The 15414-nt window shown below is 71.7% G+C and carries 14 protein-coding genes; 2 read left to right on the top strand and 12 right to left on the bottom strand.

The genetic code is table 11. The features are described 5' to 3' along the window. Positions 1-7: 7 nt before the first annotated feature. Positions 8-1117, bottom strand: a complete 1110-nt coding sequence (locus tag AB0D46_RS24050) for a helix-turn-helix domain-containing protein (protein WP_362880284.1) — start codon at positions 1115-1117, stop codon at positions 8-10. 132 nt (positions 1118-1249) lie between these two features. Here AB0D46_RS24050 and AB0D46_RS24045 point away from each other — a divergent pair, with 132 nt between their 5' ends. Beyond that, entirely contained in the window at positions 1250-2173 is a 924-nt protein-coding gene (locus AB0D46_RS24045) for an NADP-dependent oxidoreductase (protein ID WP_362880283.1), read from the top strand. 70 nt (positions 2174-2243) lie between these two features. On the opposite strand, the gene mnmA is transcribed toward AB0D46_RS24045, so the two are convergent. Beyond that, complete coding sequence (mnmA, locus tag AB0D46_RS24040) at positions 2244-3374, bottom strand: tRNA 2-thiouridine(34) synthase MnmA (RefSeq protein WP_362880281.1); 1131 nt, start codon at positions 3372-3374, stop codon at positions 2244-2246. A gap of 68 nt (positions 3375-3442) precedes the next feature. Between mnmA and AB0D46_RS24035 the strand changes: the two genes are divergently transcribed. Further along, complete coding sequence (locus AB0D46_RS24035; RefSeq protein WP_362880279.1) at positions 3443-4114, top strand: N-acetylmuramoyl-L-alanine amidase; 672 nt, start codon at positions 3443-3445, stop codon at positions 4112-4114. Positions 4115-4173: 59 nt separating this feature from the next. Here AB0D46_RS24035 and AB0D46_RS24030 read toward each other — a convergent pair whose 3' ends face one another. The 10 genes from AB0D46_RS24030 to AB0D46_RS23985 all read right to left on the bottom strand — a co-directional run bounded on the left by AB0D46_RS24030 (position 4174) and on the right by AB0D46_RS23985 (position 15404). Beyond that, positions 4174-5337: a cysteine desulfurase family protein gene (locus tag AB0D46_RS24030; RefSeq protein WP_362880277.1), complete on the bottom strand. Its 1164-nt coding sequence runs from the start codon at positions 5335-5337 to the stop codon at positions 4174-4176. A 92-nt stretch (positions 5338-5429) separates the two neighbouring features. After that, positions 5430-6281 carry a thioesterase family protein gene (locus AB0D46_RS24025; RefSeq protein WP_281208048.1) on the bottom strand — a complete coding sequence of 284 codons (852 nt, stop codon included), beginning with the start codon at positions 6279-6281 and terminating at the stop codon, positions 5430-5432. Between the two features lie 112 nt (positions 6282-6393). Beyond that, positions 6394-7050, bottom strand: a complete 657-nt coding sequence (locus AB0D46_RS24020) for a trimeric intracellular cation channel family protein (protein ID WP_362880275.1) — start codon at positions 7048-7050, stop codon at positions 6394-6396. Between the two features lie 85 nt (positions 7051-7135). Beyond that, complete coding sequence (locus AB0D46_RS24015) at positions 7136-8248, bottom strand: dipeptide ABC transporter ATP-binding protein (RefSeq protein WP_362880324.1); 1113 nt, start codon at positions 8246-8248, stop codon at positions 7136-7138. Positions 8249-8256: 8 nt separating this feature from the next. Then, complete coding sequence (locus AB0D46_RS24010; protein ID WP_362880323.1) at positions 8257-9264, bottom strand: ABC transporter ATP-binding protein; 1008 nt, start codon at positions 9262-9264, stop codon at positions 8257-8259. A gap of 98 nt (positions 9265-9362) precedes the next feature. Then, complete coding sequence (locus tag AB0D46_RS24005) at positions 9363-10364, bottom strand: ABC transporter permease (RefSeq protein ID WP_362880273.1); 1002 nt, start codon at positions 10362-10364, stop codon at positions 9363-9365. 145 nt (positions 10365-10509) lie between these two features. Then, positions 10510-12276 (bottom strand): ABC transporter substrate-binding protein, encoded by a 1767-nt coding sequence (locus AB0D46_RS24000; protein ID WP_362880322.1) that lies wholly within the window; start codon positions 12274-12276, stop codon positions 10510-10512. Positions 12277-12313: 37 nt separating this feature from the next. Continuing rightward, positions 12314-13306 carry an ABC transporter permease gene (locus tag AB0D46_RS23995; protein WP_362880271.1) on the bottom strand — a complete coding sequence of 331 codons (993 nt, stop codon included), beginning with the start codon at positions 13304-13306 and terminating at the stop codon, positions 12314-12316. A gap of 566 nt (positions 13307-13872) precedes the next feature. Continuing rightward, a complete protein-coding gene (locus tag AB0D46_RS23990) occupies positions 13873-14613 on the bottom strand; it encodes an enhanced serine sensitivity protein SseB C-terminal domain-containing protein (protein WP_362880269.1) in 741 nt (246 codons plus the stop codon). A 56-nt stretch (positions 14614-14669) separates the two neighbouring features. Further along, on the bottom strand, positions 14670-15404 hold the full coding sequence (locus tag AB0D46_RS23985; RefSeq protein ID WP_362880267.1) for an enhanced serine sensitivity protein SseB: 735 nt from the start codon (positions 15402-15404) through the stop codon (positions 14670-14672). Positions 15405-15414: the final 10 nt, after the last annotated feature.

Below are 15414 nucleotides of genomic sequence, written 5' to 3'. Positions count from 1 at the left end.
GGTCATGTCAGGTCGCGACGGGGGCCGGGGAGGCGGAGGCCGCGGCTTCGGCTTCGGCGGCCGGGCCGTGCGGGTGGAAGGTGCGGCGGTAGGCGATCGGGGAGACCCCGAGGGCGGCGCGCATGTGCTGGCGCAGGGAGTTGGCGGAGCCGAAACCGGCGCGGTGCGCCACGAGATCGACCGGCAGGTCGCTGGACTCCAGCAACTGGCGGGCGATCTCCAGGCGTTGGGCGGTGAGCCACTGCACGGGGGTCATGCCGACCTCGTCGCGGAAGCGCCGGGTGAAGGTGCGCAGGCTCATCCGGGCGTGGGCGGCGAGTTCGGCGAGGGCGATGGGCTCGGCGAGCCGCTCCAGGGCCCACGCGCGGGTGGCCGTGGTGGTGGCGACGGTGGGTTCGGGGACGGGCCGGTCGATGTACTGGGCCTGCCCGCCGTCCCGCCACGGCGGTACGACGCACATCCGGGCGGCCCGGTTGGTGATGGCGGCGCCGTGGTCGCGGCGGACCAGGTGCAGGCACAGGTCGACGCCCGCGGAGACGCCGGCGGAGGTCAGGATGTCGCCGTCGTCGACGAAGAGGACCTCCTCGTCGACCAGGACCCGGGGGAAGGCCCGGCGGAATTCGGGGGCGAGGTTCCAGTGGGTCGTCGCGGGCCGGCCGTCGAGGAGCCCGGCGGCGGCGAGCACGTAGGAGCCGCTGCAGATGGAGACCAGGCGGGTGCCGGGGCGGATGCCGGCGATGGCCGCGGCCACCTCGGGCGGCAGCGGCCCGCCGAGGGCCAGTTCGGGCATCGCGTGGGTGGGCGGGATGATCACGGTGTCGGCGGCGGCGAGGGCCTCGGGCCCGGCGGCGGGTTGGATGGCGAAGCCGGAGTCGCTGGTCACCGGGCCGCCGTCGGCGGTACACACGACGACCTCGTACAGGTCGGCGCCGTGCTCGTCCACGGCGCTGCCGAAGACCCGGGACGGAATGCCCAGCTCGAACGGCGGGAAGCCGGGCAGGGCCAGGACGGCGACCAGGTGCCGGCCGTCCGCCCCGCTCCGGCCGGTCGGTGCCGGGAGTGGCGCGGATTGCACGGGTTCGGTCGGTTTCGTCAGTTCCGTACGCGCCTCGCTCATGGCCAGATCCTGTCACATAGTGGCCGGACGGCCAATACCGTCGGGGCGCGCGGTGTCCGAATCTGGAACACGTCGCCGGGGAACGGAACGGCCCGGCGACGGACACCAATCGGACGGAACGAGGCGGACAGCATGCGCGCGATGGTCGTGAACGAGTGGGGCGGACCCGAGAACCTGGTCGAGCGGGAGGTCGAGCGCCCGGAGCCCGGCCTGGGCGAGGTCCTGGTACGGGTCCACGCGGCCGGCGTGAACCCGGTCGACTGGAAGACCCGCGCCAGCGGCGCCCTGATCGCCTGGGGCGAGACCCCGATCCTGGGCTGGGACGTCTCCGGCACCGTCGAGGCGGTCGGCCCCGGCGTGACCCTGTACCGGGCGGGCGACGAGGTCTTCGGGATGCCGCTCTTCCCGCGGCAGGGGGGCGGCTACGCCGAGTACGTGGTGGCCCCGGCCCGGCACCTGGCCCGCAAGCCCGCCGCCCTGGACCACGTACAGGCGGCCGCGCTGCCGCTGGCGGCGCTCACCGCGTGGCAGGCGCTGGTGGACACCGCCGGCGTCACGGCCGGTCAGCGGGTCCTGGTGCACGCGGCGGCGGGCGGCGTGGGCCACCTGGCGGTGCAGATCGCCAAGGCGCGCGGCGCGTACGTCATCGGCACCGCGAGCGCGGCCAAGCACGAGCTGCTGCGCGGGCTGGGCGCCGACGAGCTGGTCGACTACCGGGAGCAGGACTTCACGGAGGTCGTCTCCGACGTGGACGTGGTGATCGACGCGCTCGGCGACGGGACCGCGGAGCGTTCCCTCAAGGTGCTGAAGCCGGGCGGCCACCTGATCTCGCTGCCCGGCCCCGACTCCGTCCCGGCCGACGCGGGCTCCGCGCGGGCCGTGTGGCTGCTGGTCGAGCCCGACCTGGCGGGCCTGCGGGGCATCGCCGACCTGGCCGACCAGGGGCTGCTGAAGCCCTTGGTGGACACGGTGCTGCCGCTGGAGCAGGCCGCCAGGGCCCACGAGATCGGCGAACTGGGCCGCACCACCGGCAAGATCGTCCTGACGGTGGCCTGACCCGCAGGACCCGCGGCGGCCCGTAGGACCGCGCGGACCCGACGACCGTACGACCCGGACCGCGCCCGCCTCAGACGGCGGCCGCGGTCCGGGTCGTCGTCGCGATGGTGGCGGAGCCGACGACACGGGTGCCGTCGTAGAGCACGATCGCCTGGCCCGGGGCGACGCCGCGGACCGGCTCGGTGAAGGCGACGCGCAGCTCGCCGTCCACGAGCTCGGCGAAGACCTCGGTCTCACCGCCGTGGGCGCGCAGCTGCGCGGTGTAGGTGCCGGGGGCGGCGGCCGTGGAGCCGCACCAGCGGGGCCGGATCGCGGTGAGCGCGCCGACGTCGAGCGCCTCGACGGGTCCGACGGTGACGGTGTTGTTCACCGGCGAGATGTCGAGGACGTAGCGCGGCTTGCCGTCGGCGGCGGGGTGGCCGATGCGCAGGCCCTTGCGCTGGCCGATGGTGAAGCCGAAGGCGCCCTCGTGGGTGCCGACCTTCTCCCCGCTCTCGTCGACGATGTCACCCTCGGCCTTGCCGAGGCGGTTCGCGAGGAAGCCCTGGGTGTCGCCGTCGGCGATGAAGCAGATGTCGTGGCTGTCGGGCTTCTTCGCGACGGCCAGACCGCGCTCCTCGGCCTCCGCCCGGATCTCCTCCTTGGTGGTGAGGGTGTCACCGAGCGGGAAGAGGGCGTGGGCGAGCTGCTTCTCGTCGAGCACGCCGAGGACGTACGACTGGTCCTTGGCCATGTCGGAGGCGCGGTGCAGCTCGCGGGAGCCGTCCTCGTTCAGCACGACGGTGGCGTAGTGGCCGGTGCAGACGGCGTCGAAGCCGAGGGCGAGGGCCTTGTCCAGCAGCGCCGCGAACTTGATCTTCTCGTTGCAGCGCAGGCAGGGGTTCGGGGTGCGGCCGGCCTCGTACTCGGAGATGAAGTCCTCGACGACGTCCTCGCGGAAGCGCTCGGCGAGGTCCCACACGTAGAACGGGATGCCGATGACGTCGGCGGCGCGGCGGGCGTCCCGGGAGTCCTCGATGGTGCAACAGCCGCGGGCCCCGGTCCGGAAGGACTGCGGGTTCGCGGAGAGCGCCAGGTGGACGCCGGTGACGTCGTGCCCGGCTTCGACCGCGCGGGCGGCGGCGACGGCGGAGTCCACGCCGCCGGACATGGCGGCCAGGACGCGAAGGGGACGGGCGGTGCGCGGCAGGTTCTGAGTCATAGCACCGTCCAGGGTACGGGGAACCGAGCGGGGTCACGGCGCGTTATCGGCTGTGGGGGGTGGATCACATGACGGAGCAGGCGGACAAGGCCGGGAAACCGGCGCGCAGGACCCGCAGGGCGGTGCTCTTCGGCGGGCTCGGCGTCCTCGCGGCGACGGCGGTCGTCGGGCGCGAGGAGATCGGCCGGGCCTGGTGGCTGATGCCGGGGGTTTCCAAGCCCCGCAAGGAGGGCGAGCTCGACCACGTGGGCGCGAGCTGGACGGCGGCGTCGCCCGCGAACTGGCGGCTGGCCGACCGGCCGGACGACTACCGGGTGGACCGGATCGTCGTGCACGTCACACAGGGAGGCTTCGCCTCCTCGGTGGACGCGTTCAAGAACCCGTGGCACAAGGCGTCGGCGCACTACATCGTGCGCCAGGACGGCCACATCGAGCAGATGGTGCGCGAGCTGGACGTGGCCTACCACGCGGGCAACCGCTCGATGAACGAGCGCAGCGTCGGCATCGAGCACGTGGGCTTCGTGCACCGGCCGCAGGACTTCACGGACGCGATGTACGCGGCCTCGGCGAAGCTGGCGGCGGACATCTGCCGGCGCTACGACATACCCGTCGACCGGGAGCACCTGGTGGGCCACTCCGAGGTTCCGGGTGCCGACCACACGGACCCGGGCCGCCACTGGGACTGGGACCGCTACCTCCGCATGACCGCCGAAGCCCTGGCCGCCACGCCCAAGGGCTGACCTCCGACCGGGTCGCGTATGAGGCGGACCGGGCTGAGGCCGCGCCGAGGGGCGGGGGGTCAGCTGAGGCCGGCCGTGCGGGCTCGGGTGACGGCGGGGCCGATGGCGGCGGCGACCGCGGCGACGTCCTCCTTCGTGGAGGTGTGGCCGAAGGAGAACCGCAGCGTGCCGCGGGCCAGCTGCGGGTCGGTGCCGGTGGCCAGCAGGACGTGGCTCGGCTGGGCGACGCCGGCGGTGCAGGCGGAGCCGGTGGAGCACTCGATGCCCTGCGCGTCCAGGAGCAGCAACAGGGAGTCCCCCTCGCAGCCCGGGAAGCTGAAGTGGGCGTTGGCCGGGAGCCGGTCGTCGGGGTCGCCGCCGAGGACGGCGTCGGGGACGGCCCGCAGCACGGCGGCGATCAGCTCGTCGCGCAGGGCGCCGACCTCCGCCGCGAACCGCTCCCGCCGCTCGGCGGCGAGTACGGCGGCCACCGCGAAGGCGGCGACGGCCGGTACGTCGAGGGTGCCGGAGCGGACGTGCCGTTCCTGCCCGCCGCCGTGCAGCACGGGGACGGGGCTCTGGTCGCGGCCGAGCAACAACGCGCCGATGCCGTACGGGCCGCCGATCTTGTGCCCGCTGACGGTCATGGCGGCGAGGCCGCTGTCGCCGAAGCGGACGTCGAGCTGCCCGAAGGCCTGGACGGCGTCCGAGTGCAGGGGGATCCCGTACTCGCGGGCGATCCCCGCCAGTTCGCGGACCGGCATGACGGTGCCGATCTCGTTGTTGGCCCACATGACGGTGGCCAGGGCCACGTCGTGCGGGTCGCGTTCGACGGCCTCCCGGAACGCCTCGGGACGCACCCGGCCGTGCCGGTCGACGGGCAGGTACTCGACGCGCGCGCCCTCGTGCTCGGCGAGCCAGTGCACGGCGTCGAGGACGGCGTGGTGCTCGACGGGGCTGGCGAGGACCCGGGTCCGGGCGGGTTCGGCGTCGCGGCGGGCCCAGTACAGGCCCTTGACCGCGAGGTTGTCGGCCTCGGTGCCGCCCGAGGTGAACACCACCTCGCTCGGCCGGGCTCCGAGGGCTTCGGCGAGGGCCTCGCGGGCCTCCTCGACGGTGCGGCGGGCGCGGCGGCCGGCGGCGTGGAGGGAGGACGCGTTACCCGTGGCGGCGAACTGCGCGGTCATCGCCGCAGCGGCCTCCGGCAGCATCGGGGTGGTGGCGGCGTGGTCGAGGTAGGCCATGATCCCCCGATTCTACGAGTCCCCCGGGCGCCGGCTCCCCGGCGGGCGGCGGGTCACCGTACGGCCCCCGCCGGCCGGCGCCGTCGGGAGCCCTACCGCGGGGCCCGCGCGAGCTGGCGGGACTGGGCCACGAGCCGGTCCGCCGAGTCCCAGACCTCGGCGTCCTCCTCCAGGAAGCCGCCCGCCATGTTGCGGGTGGTGATGGAGACCCGCAGCGGACCGGGGGCGGGGCGGCAGCGGATGTGGGTGGTCAGTTCGACGGTCGGGGCCCAGCCGACCAGCCCGAGGTCGAAGGCGGTCGGCGGCAGCGCGTCCACCGCGAGGAGCAGCGAGAACGGGTCGGGGTCGCGGCCGTCGGCCAGCTCGAACCAGGCCCGCATCTCGCCCTTGCCGGAGGGCGCGCCGACGGCCCAGCCGGCGGTCGCCGGGTCCAGCCGCAGCCGGAGGCGGTCGACGATGGCGGAGCTGCCGGGGATGGGGGCGGGGCCGGCCTCGGCGCCGAGGCAGTCCTCGTACGCGGGGAAGGCGGGCGGTACGGCGGCGGTGTGCACGGCGTCGGGCAGCGCGGCGAGGTCGCCGTAGGAGGCGAGGACGCGGATGCGCTCGACCTCGGCGCCGTTCTCGTCGAACTGGAACAGCGAGGCCTGGCCGGTGGACAGGGTGCGGCCGACGCGGACGACCTGGGTGCGGATGACGGCGGGGCCGGGCACCGAGGAGGTCAGGTAGTGCGCGGAGACGGTGAAGGGGTCCGGGTGCGGCAGGGCGGCCGACAGGGCACGGCCGACCAGGGCCAGCAGGTAGCCGCCGTTGACGGCGGTGATGATCGTCCAGCCGGCGGAGAGTTCCGCGTCGTACGCGCCGGGCTCTCCCGCGCGGGGGGAGATGCCGGTGTCGCGGTCGAATTCGCTGTCGCCGATGGAGGCCTGGGCCGCTGCGTATGCCATGGAACGACGGTACACCGGAGGGCTACTAAGCGGTAGCTTTTGTTTCCGCGCCCGGGTCCGGGCCGCCCCGCCGCTGTTTCCGCGCCCGTTCCGGCCGCCCCGCCGCCCCCGCCTACGGCTCCTCGGCCACCGACGAACGCCGGTTCCAGGCCAGCGGCGCGCGCCAGTGGTAGCGCATGGCGAGCAGACGCAGCACGAAGGTGGTGACGATCGCGAGGCCGGTCGTCACGGCGTTCAGCATGTCGAACGCGATGAAGAGGGCCACCATGGCCGCACCCACCACGGCCGGCACGGCGTACATCTCCCGGTCGCGCAGCAGCGACGGCACCTCGTTGGCCAGTACGTCGCGCAGCACGCCGCCGCCGACCGCCGTGGCCAGGCCGAGCGCGGCGGAGGCGGTCAGCCCGAGGCCGTACTCGTACGCCTTGGTCGTGCCCGTCACGCAGAACAGGCCGAGGCCGGCGGCGTCGAACACGTTGATGGCCCGGTTGATGCGCTGGACCTCGGGGTGCAGGAAGTAGACGAGCGCGGCCGCGATCAGCGGCGTGACGAAGAAGCTCAGCTCCCCGAAGGCGGCCGGCGGGACGGCGCCGATGCACAGGTCGCGCAGCAGGCCGCCGCCGAGGGCGGTGACCAGGGCGAGCACGGCGATGCCGAAGACGTCGAAGTTCTTGCGTACGGCGAGCAGCGCGCCCGCGGTGGCGAAGACGAAGATGCCCGCGAGGTCCAGGGCGTGCTGGACGCCGGGCGGGAAGAGATCGTGGAGCACCCCGTCATTGTCGCCCGGAAACGGAGCGGGGCCCCCGGGACGTCTCCCGGGGGCCCCGCTCCATCGGTGGTGCCGGTCTCGTCCGCTACTCCGCGACCGATATCACCGCGTCCGCCGCGCCGGGCAGGGCCTTGTCGCCCGGAGCCTGGTCCGGGGCGTTCTCGGGGTGGTGGCAGGCGACCTGGTGGCCGGTGGCCAGGGACAGCATCGGCGGCTCCTGTGTCGTGCAGATCTGCGTGGCCTTCCAGCACCGGGTGTGGAAGCGGCAGCCGCTCGGCGGGGAGATCGGCGAGGGCACGTCGCCCTTGAGCAGGATGCGTCCGCTCTTGGCGCCGCGCCGCCGCGGGTCCGGCACCGGCACGGCCGACAGCAGCGCCTTGGTGTACGGGTGCATCGGGTTCTCGTAGAGCGACTTGCGGTCGGTCAGCTCCACGATCTTGCCGAGGTACATCACCGCGATGCGGTCCGAGACGTGCCGGATCACCGACAGGTCGTGCGCGATGATCACGTACGTGAGGCCGAGCTCCTCCTGGAGGTCGTCCAGCAGGTTGACCACCTGGGCCTGGATCGACACGTCCAGCGCGGACACCGGCTCGTCGGCGACGACCAGCTTCGGGTTCAGGGCCAGGGCCCGGGCGATGCCGATGCGCTGGCGCTGGCCGCCCGAGAACTCGTGCGGGTAGCGGTTGACGTGCTCGGGGTTGAGGCCCACGAGCGACAGCAGCCGCTGCACCTCGGCCTTGAGCCCGCCCTCCGGGGAGACCCCCTGGAGCTTGAAGGGGGCGCCGACGATGGTGCCGACGGTGTGCCGCGGGTTCAGCGAACCGTACGGGTCCTGGAAGATCATCTGCACGTCGCGGCGCAGCGGACGCATCCCGGCGACCCCGAGGTGCGTGATGTCGCGCCCCTCGAACTCGACGGTGCCGCCGGTCGGCTCCAGCAGGCGCGTGATCAGTCGGCCCATCGTGGACTTGCCGCAGCCGGACTCGCCGACGACGCCGAGGGTCTCACCGCGGCGGACGTCGAAGTCGATACCGTCCACGGCCTTGACCGCCCCGGCCTGCCGGCGCAGCAGTCCCTTGTTGATCGGGAAGTGCTTGACCAGCCCGGTGACCCGCAGCAGCGGCTCCGCCTCGGACCCCTTGGCGCCGGGCCCGGCGGGGTCCGTCGCGGTGCCCTGCGCGGCGTCCTTCTTCATGTCGTCGGTCACAGCTTCGGCGCAATCTCTTCGGTCCAGATCCGGGTCCGCTCGTCCTGCGACATGTGGCAGGCGGACCAGTGCCGGCTGTCGTCCTGGACCAGCTCGGGCCGCTGGGTGCGGGTGATGCCGCCCTTGGGGACGTCGGCGTAGGGGCAGCGCGGGTTGAAGGCGCAGCCGCTCGGGATGTTGATGAGGCTGGGGGGCGAACCCTTGACCGGGATGAGGCGCTCGGTCTGGTCGCGGTCGATGCGCGGCATCGAGCCGAGCAGGCCCCAGGTGTAGGGGTGCCGGGGCTCGTAGAAGACCTTCTCGGCGGTACCGCGCTCGACGCACCGGCCGCCGTACATCACGAGGATCTCGTCGGCCATCTCGGCGACCACGCCCAGGTCGTGCGTGATCATGATGACCGCGGAGCCGAACTCCTTCTGCAGGTCTCGGATCAGGTCCAGGATCTGCGCCTGGACGGTGACGTCCAGGGCGGTGGTCGGCTCGTCCGCGATGAGCAGCTCGGGGTTGTTGACGAGCGCCATGGCGATCATCGCGCGCTGGCGCATGCCGCCGGAGAACTCGTGCGGGTACCCGTCCACGCGCCGGTGGGGCTCGGGGATGCCGACCCGGTCGAGCATCTCGACCGCCCGCTTGCGGGCGGTCTTCTTGTCGACGTCGTGGTGGGTGCGGTACGCCTCGACGATCTGCGCGCCGACCGTGTAGTACGGGTGCATCGCCGAGAGCGGGTCCTGGAAGACCATCGCCATCTTGCGGCCGCGGAGCTTGCGCACGTGGTCGTCGGCGGCGGAGACGAGGTCCTCGCCGTCGAGCCGGACCTCGCCGGAGATGTGCGGGCGGCTGCGGGCGTTCCCGGTGCGGTGCAGGCCCATGATGGCCAGCGAGGTCACCGACTTGCCGGAGCCGGACTCGCCCACGATGCCGAGGGTCTTGCCGCGTTCCAGGTCGAAGGAGAGCCCGTCGACGGACTTGACGAGGCCGTCGTCGGTCGGGAAGTGCACGCGCAGGTCGCGTACGGAGAGGTACGCGTCGTCCCGCGGGCCGCCCTGTTCGGGGACGAAGGCGGGCCCGCCGGAGGCGGTGGGGGTGGAGGCGGGGGTCTCGGTCACGTCAGCCTCACGCGCGGGTCGATGACGGCGTACAGCAGGTCCACGATCAGGTTTGCCATCACCACGAAGAGCGCGGCGAGCAGGGTCACTCCCATGATCACGGGGAGGTCGCCGGCGCCGATGGCGGCCACGGCGGCCGTGCCCAGGCCCTGGAAGTTGAAGGTCGTCTCGGTGAGCACCGCGCCGCCGAGGAGTCCGCCGAGGTCGAGGCCGAACATGGTGACGATCGGGGTGAGCGTGGAGCGCAGGGCGTGCTTGCGGATGACCACGCCCTCCTTGAGGCCCTTGGCGCGGGCGGTGCGGATGTAGTCCTCGCCGAGCACTTCGAGCATGGTCGCCCGGGTGATGCGGGCATAGGTCGCGGCGAAGAGGAAGGCCAGGGTGATCCAGGGCAGGATCAGGCTGTTGAGCCAGGCCAGTGGATCCTCGGTGAGTGGTCGGTAGTTGGAGACGTCCAACCAGCCGAGGCCGTAGACGAAGATCGCGGGGGCCACCATGCCGGTGAAGAAGATCGGCAGGGAGACGCCGGCGAGGGCGCCGACCATGACGGTCCGGTCGATGGCGGTACGACGCTTGAGCGCGGAGACGACGCCCGTGGCCACACCGGCGATGACCCAGATCACGGCCGCCCCGAGGGCGAGCGAGAGGGTGACCGGCATGCGGTCGATCATCGTCTCCCAGACGGGGGCCTCGGTCTTGAAGGAGTAACCGAAGCAGGGCGCCGCGCAGTGCGTGACATCCGTGCCGCCGTCGTAGTCGCGGCCGACGAAGATGCCCTTGAGGAAGAGCAGGTACTGCTCGGAGATGGGCTTGTCGAAGCCCATCTTCACGCGGATGCCCGCCAGGGCGGTCTCGTTGGTCTCGCGGCCGGCGTACATGAGCGCGGGATCGCTGCCGGTCAGCTTCGGGACCGCGAAGAAGATGCCGAAGGTGACCACGGAGACCACCAGCAGCGTGGCGGCGACGTTGAACAGCCGCCGTATGAGGTAGACGAGCACTGCAGTCGGCCGCCCGGGGCGGGTGGCCGCCGTCCCTCGTGGGGACGGCGGCCACCGCCTGCGGCCTTCACCTGCCCTTCGGACTAGCGCATGTGCGGTGAAGGCACTTACTTGCGTGCTGAGTTGCTTTGAACCTGGCCTGCGACTACTTGGCGGCGATGCCCACCGTGGCAAGGTCGATCTTGCCCATGGAGTCGTTGAAGTAGACGTTCGTCAGGCGCGGGTTGTGGTAGACGAAGGCCTTGTCGAAGTTGATCGGCAGGTAGAGCGCCTTCTCCATGACCTTCTTGTTGATCTCCGTGTAGAACGGAGCGGCGGCCTCGGGCGTGGCCGCGGAGGCGGCCTTGTCGAAGAGACCGTTGACCTCGGGGTCGTTCAGCTCGGTGTAGTTGTTGTTGCCGTTCGGCAGGATGAACGAGCCGTCGACCAGCGGCTGGAGGAAGCCGGCGCCGGAGTTGTAGTCGGCACCCCAACCCATCACGATGATGCCGTAGTTCTTCTTCTTCACGTTCTCGGGCGAACCGATCGTGGAGGAGGAGAGCTTGCCGTCGTACTGGTCGATCGTCGCCTTGATCCCGACCTTGGCGAGGGCCGCCTGCAGGGACTCCGCGCTCTTCACCTCGGGCGCGCGGTTGTTGCGCACGGCGATGGTGGTCTCGAAGCCGCCGGGCTTGCCACAGGCCGCGAGGGCCTCCTTGGCCTTGGCCTCCTGGGGCTCGCCCTTCGTCAGGCCGAACGGGTCGAACGTTTTCTCCGAGCCGGGGATGCCGGGCGGCAGCATGTTGGCGCCGAGGTCACCGCTGGTCGGGCCGCCGCGGGCGGTCTGCAGCGACTTCGGGTCGGCGGCGTAGATGACGGCCTTGCGGCACTCGATGTTGTCGAACGGCGCGACGGTCTGCGGGAAGGCGAAGTAGCGGATGTAGCCCGTGAACGGGTTGTCCGCGTTCTTCTTGAGGTTGGGGTCCTTCAGGACCTTGTTCTTGCCGGCCTGCTGCATGCCCGTGCCGTCGACCGCGAGGTCGATGTCACCGGAGAGCAGGCGCTGGTCCATGTCGTCCGGGTTGGTCGTCACCGTGAAGGAGACCTTGTCCGGCAGACCCTTGCGGATCGTGTCGGTCTTCGGGTCCCAGTGCTCGTTGCGAACGAAGGTGGCGCCCTTGCCCGCGGTGAAGCTCTCCACCTTGTAAGGGCCGGTCGACAGCGGCTTGTTGGTGTACGTGGCGCCCGTGTCCTTGGCAGCCGGGACCGGCGAGGAGGACGGCATGGCCAGCAGGTAGCTGAAGTCGGAGTTGGCGCTCGCCAGGTTGAAGACGACCGTCTTGTCGTCCGGCGTCTCGACGGACTTCAGACCCATCTTGTTGGGGTCGGTGTCCTTGTACGGGCCGGGGTACTTCTGGCCCTGGTCGAGGATGTCGATCAGGTACGTCGGACCACCGGACAGCACGTCCTGCGCGAAGACGCGCTCGATGCCGTACTTGATGTCCTTCGAGGTGACCGGCGTGCCGTCCTCGAACTTGACGCCGTCCTTGAGCTTGACGGTGTAGGTCTTGCCGTCGTTGCTGAGCACCGGCAGGGCCTCGGCGAGGTCCGGGACCAGCTTGGTGCCCGCCTCGCCCGGCTTGCTGTCGTACGCGAGCAGCTGGCGCACGTACAGGCGCTGCATGTTCCACACGAAGCCGTAGTAGGCACGCGCCGGGTCGAGGTAGTCGACGTCCTGCGGCGACCAGAGCTTGAGCTCCCCGCCCTTGGCGTCCGAGGGGTTCACGAGCGCGGTGGTGGCCGCGTTGAACGCGGCGCCGCCGTCACCGCCCTTGCCCTCGGCCTTGCCGTCGTCGCCACCGCACGCGGCGGTCAGGGACAGGGCGGCGATCACGGCGGTGATCGCGAGTGCCTGCTTTCTGCGGATCACTATGGTCCAACCTCCAAAGGTGGGTGAATCGAGAAGCGGTTCAGCTGCCCTTGGGGTCGAGTGCGTCACGCAGCCCGTCCCCGAAGAGGTTGAACGCCAGGACGGTGATGAAGATCGTGATACCCGGGACCACCATGTACATGGGGTCGTCCTGGTAGATGGGGATGGCGTCGGACAGCATCTTTCCCCAAGAGGCGGTGGGCGGCTTGACGCCGGCGCCGAGGAAGCTGAGGGCCGCTTCCGTCAGGATGTTCGTCGGGATGATCAGCGTCGCGTAGACGAGGATCGGCGCGACCAGGTTCGGCAGCAGCTCCTTGATCAGGATGTAGCCGCGACCGGCGCCCAGGCTGCGGGCCGCCTCGACGTACTCGCGCTCCCTCAGGGAGATCGTCTGGCCGCGGACGATGCGGCCGATGTACGGCCAGCCGAAGAAGCCGATGACGACGATCAGTACGCCCATCCGGACGCCCGAACCCTCGAAGCCCAGCAGGGAGTTGGGGACGACCGAGACCAGGGCGATGGTGAACAGCAGCTGCGGGAAGGCCAGCAGCAGGTCCATCAGGCGGCTGATGACGCCGTCGACCCAGCCGCCGAGGAAGCCCGCCAGCGCGCCGAGCAGGCTGCCGATGACGACCGACACGAAGGCCGCCAGGAAGGCGACGACCAACGAGATGCGGGCGCCGTAGACGATCCGGCTGAACACGTCGCGCCCGTTGGTCGGTTCGACGCCCAGCAGGAACTCGGAGCTCATGCCGCCGAAGGAGCCGATCGGCGTGCCCAGGTCCGGGTCGATCATGTCCTCGTGGAACTCGTTGGGCGGATGGCCCAACAGGCTCACGATCTGCGGGGCGAACACCGCGATCAGGATCAACAGGATCACGACCACGCCGCCGGTCAGCGCGACCTTGTCACGCTTGAGCCGCATCCAGGCGATGCGGCCGGGCGAACGGCCTTCGATGGCTTTGGCAGGGACGTCGGCTACGGACACGGGTGCGGGTGTTTCCGCGCTCGTGTCATGCAGTGGTGCCGTCATCGTGGTGGGGACCCCTCTCGGCCGACGGGTAGCCGGCCCATGCCCGCCGCTGTGGCGGCGTTGGTGCGGAGTGGCGCTCGGAGTGCGTGGTACACGCAGAACGCGTGCGGAGTGCAGGGTGCTGAGCAGCTGAAGTGCGGAAAGTGCCGTGCGGAACAACAAGCGAAGTCCACGTGCCGAACCGGGTCCTGGAGGACTGACCGGCTCTTGGGTGGGGAGTCTTCATCGGGCGCTCGACCAGCCGCCAGACCCGCAGATGAATGGATGCGCAACCGTGATCTGATGCGTCGGTTCCCGTTATCCGGACTCCACTGTCTCCTCAGCGGAGCAAGACCGGCCGTTCGGTACCTAACCGGACATCGCGCCCAACTCACTGGAGGAGTGCGCCTATTGGGCGCCCAACAGGGTTGAAATCCGGACAACGCGAAGGCCGCCGGGAACCGTGGTTCCCGGCGGCCCGAAGTCCGTCGAAGGGGTCCGTCCCAGAGGGCGGGCGGCTGCCCGTTCTCCCTGTAGGTGACCTGGTGAAAGCCCTGCGGGTGCGTCCCGGCGGCCTCCGGCGTCCGCTAGTGGACCGCCGCCTGACCCTCCCGGTCGTAGAACGGCCGGGTCTGCGCGCGCAGCCACATCGCCACCGGGTCGTGCTCGTCGGCCAGCGCGACCGTGCAGACCGGCACCCCCTCGGGCACCGCCCCGACGGACTGCCGCATCATCTCGCGGACGGATTCCAGCGCGGGCGCGGAGGCGTCGTAGAGGTCGAGCCCCACCGCGAGGTACGCCGACCCCAGCGAAGGTTGCACCCAGGCGCGGCGCAGCGAGCGCACGGCGGGCGTGCGGTGCGCGTGGCGGGTCAGCAGCCCGTAGAACTGCGGCAGCTCCAGGGAGGGCTCGGAGAGCCGCAACGGGCCGGCCGGCATCCGGTCCAGGCCGGTGGCGATCCGACGCAGGTCGGCCCACGGCACGCCGAGGCCGCCGCCCTGGGCGTGCGGGTTGACCCACAGGCCCCAGCGGTCCGGGTAGAGGGCGCGGGCGACGTCCCGGCCGGTGACCACCTCGTAGCCGCGGTTCCAGCCGCTGGCGGCCAGTTCCTGCGGCGAGGTCACGCAGGGCGCGTAGCCGAGCCCGTCGACCTCCATGCCGCCGTACTGGGCGTCCGGCGAACCCGGCTGTCCCTGCCACAGCAGCATCCACAGCCGGCCCTCCGCGAGGCCGTGCAGCAATGACTCGTAGTTCTCATAGCGCCCGGGAGTCACCTGGCGCAGCATGTGCTCGACCTGCCCGGCCGCGGCCGTGCCTGACGCACTCACCCGGTACCCCTCTTCGTCCGCCCGTCGTCCACCCGTACCGCCCAGCTTAAGCGGCGCTACGGAAGGTAGAAGGGGCGTACGCGCTCACGAATCCACTCCGTGACCGGGTCCTCGGCGGCGTCGAGCAGGATCAACTGCACGGTCCAGGGCACCGGTACGCGTGCCAGGGCCCGTCCGAGGGCCTCCAGCGGGGCGCCGCGGAACTCGGGGTCCCATCCCACCAGCCGGACACCGACGTACAGCTCGGGGGCCCCGCCCTCCACGCTGGCCAGGCAGCGGTGGGCGGCGGCGACCACGCCGGTGCCGCGGAACTCCTCGGCGGCGACGGCCAGGAAGTCGACCGGGTCCTCCTGCCAGTCGGGCTCGAAGAGCCGTACCCGGCCCCCGGTGGCCGGACCGTCGAGCGGCCCCCGGCCCGCCCGGCACAGTTCGGCGACGGCGGCCGGCGGCAGCGGCACCCCGACGGCCCCCTCCGGGTTCACGGCGATGCCGAGCTGCGGGGGCAGGCCGCGGGCGAACTCCACGGCGGGGGCGATCACGAAGTCCATGCCGGGTCCCGCGCAGTACCGGAACTGGGCCTCCGAGCTGTAGACGGGGACGTACGCCTCCCCGCCGATCAGCATCGTGGGAAGGCTGAGGCTGCCCTGGTCCGGGCCGCCGCCCTCGGGCAGCGGCACCCAGAGCGGACTGCGCCCGAGCACCTCGACGATCCGCTCCCCGGCGTCCGTCCGCCCGAGCGCCGCCCCGAGCACCTGCTCCAACTCGTTCGCCGGCCAGCCGCTGCCCTGCATGTACCCCTGC

The sequence above is a fragment of the Streptomyces sp. NPDC048383 genome (assembly GCF_040651775.1).
In the GTDB taxonomy this organism is placed as follows: Bacteria; Actinomycetota; Actinomycetes; order Streptomycetales; family Streptomycetaceae; genus Streptomyces.
Note: the sequence above shows the minus strand (reverse complement) of the source record. Positions and strands in the feature narration are given on the sequence as shown.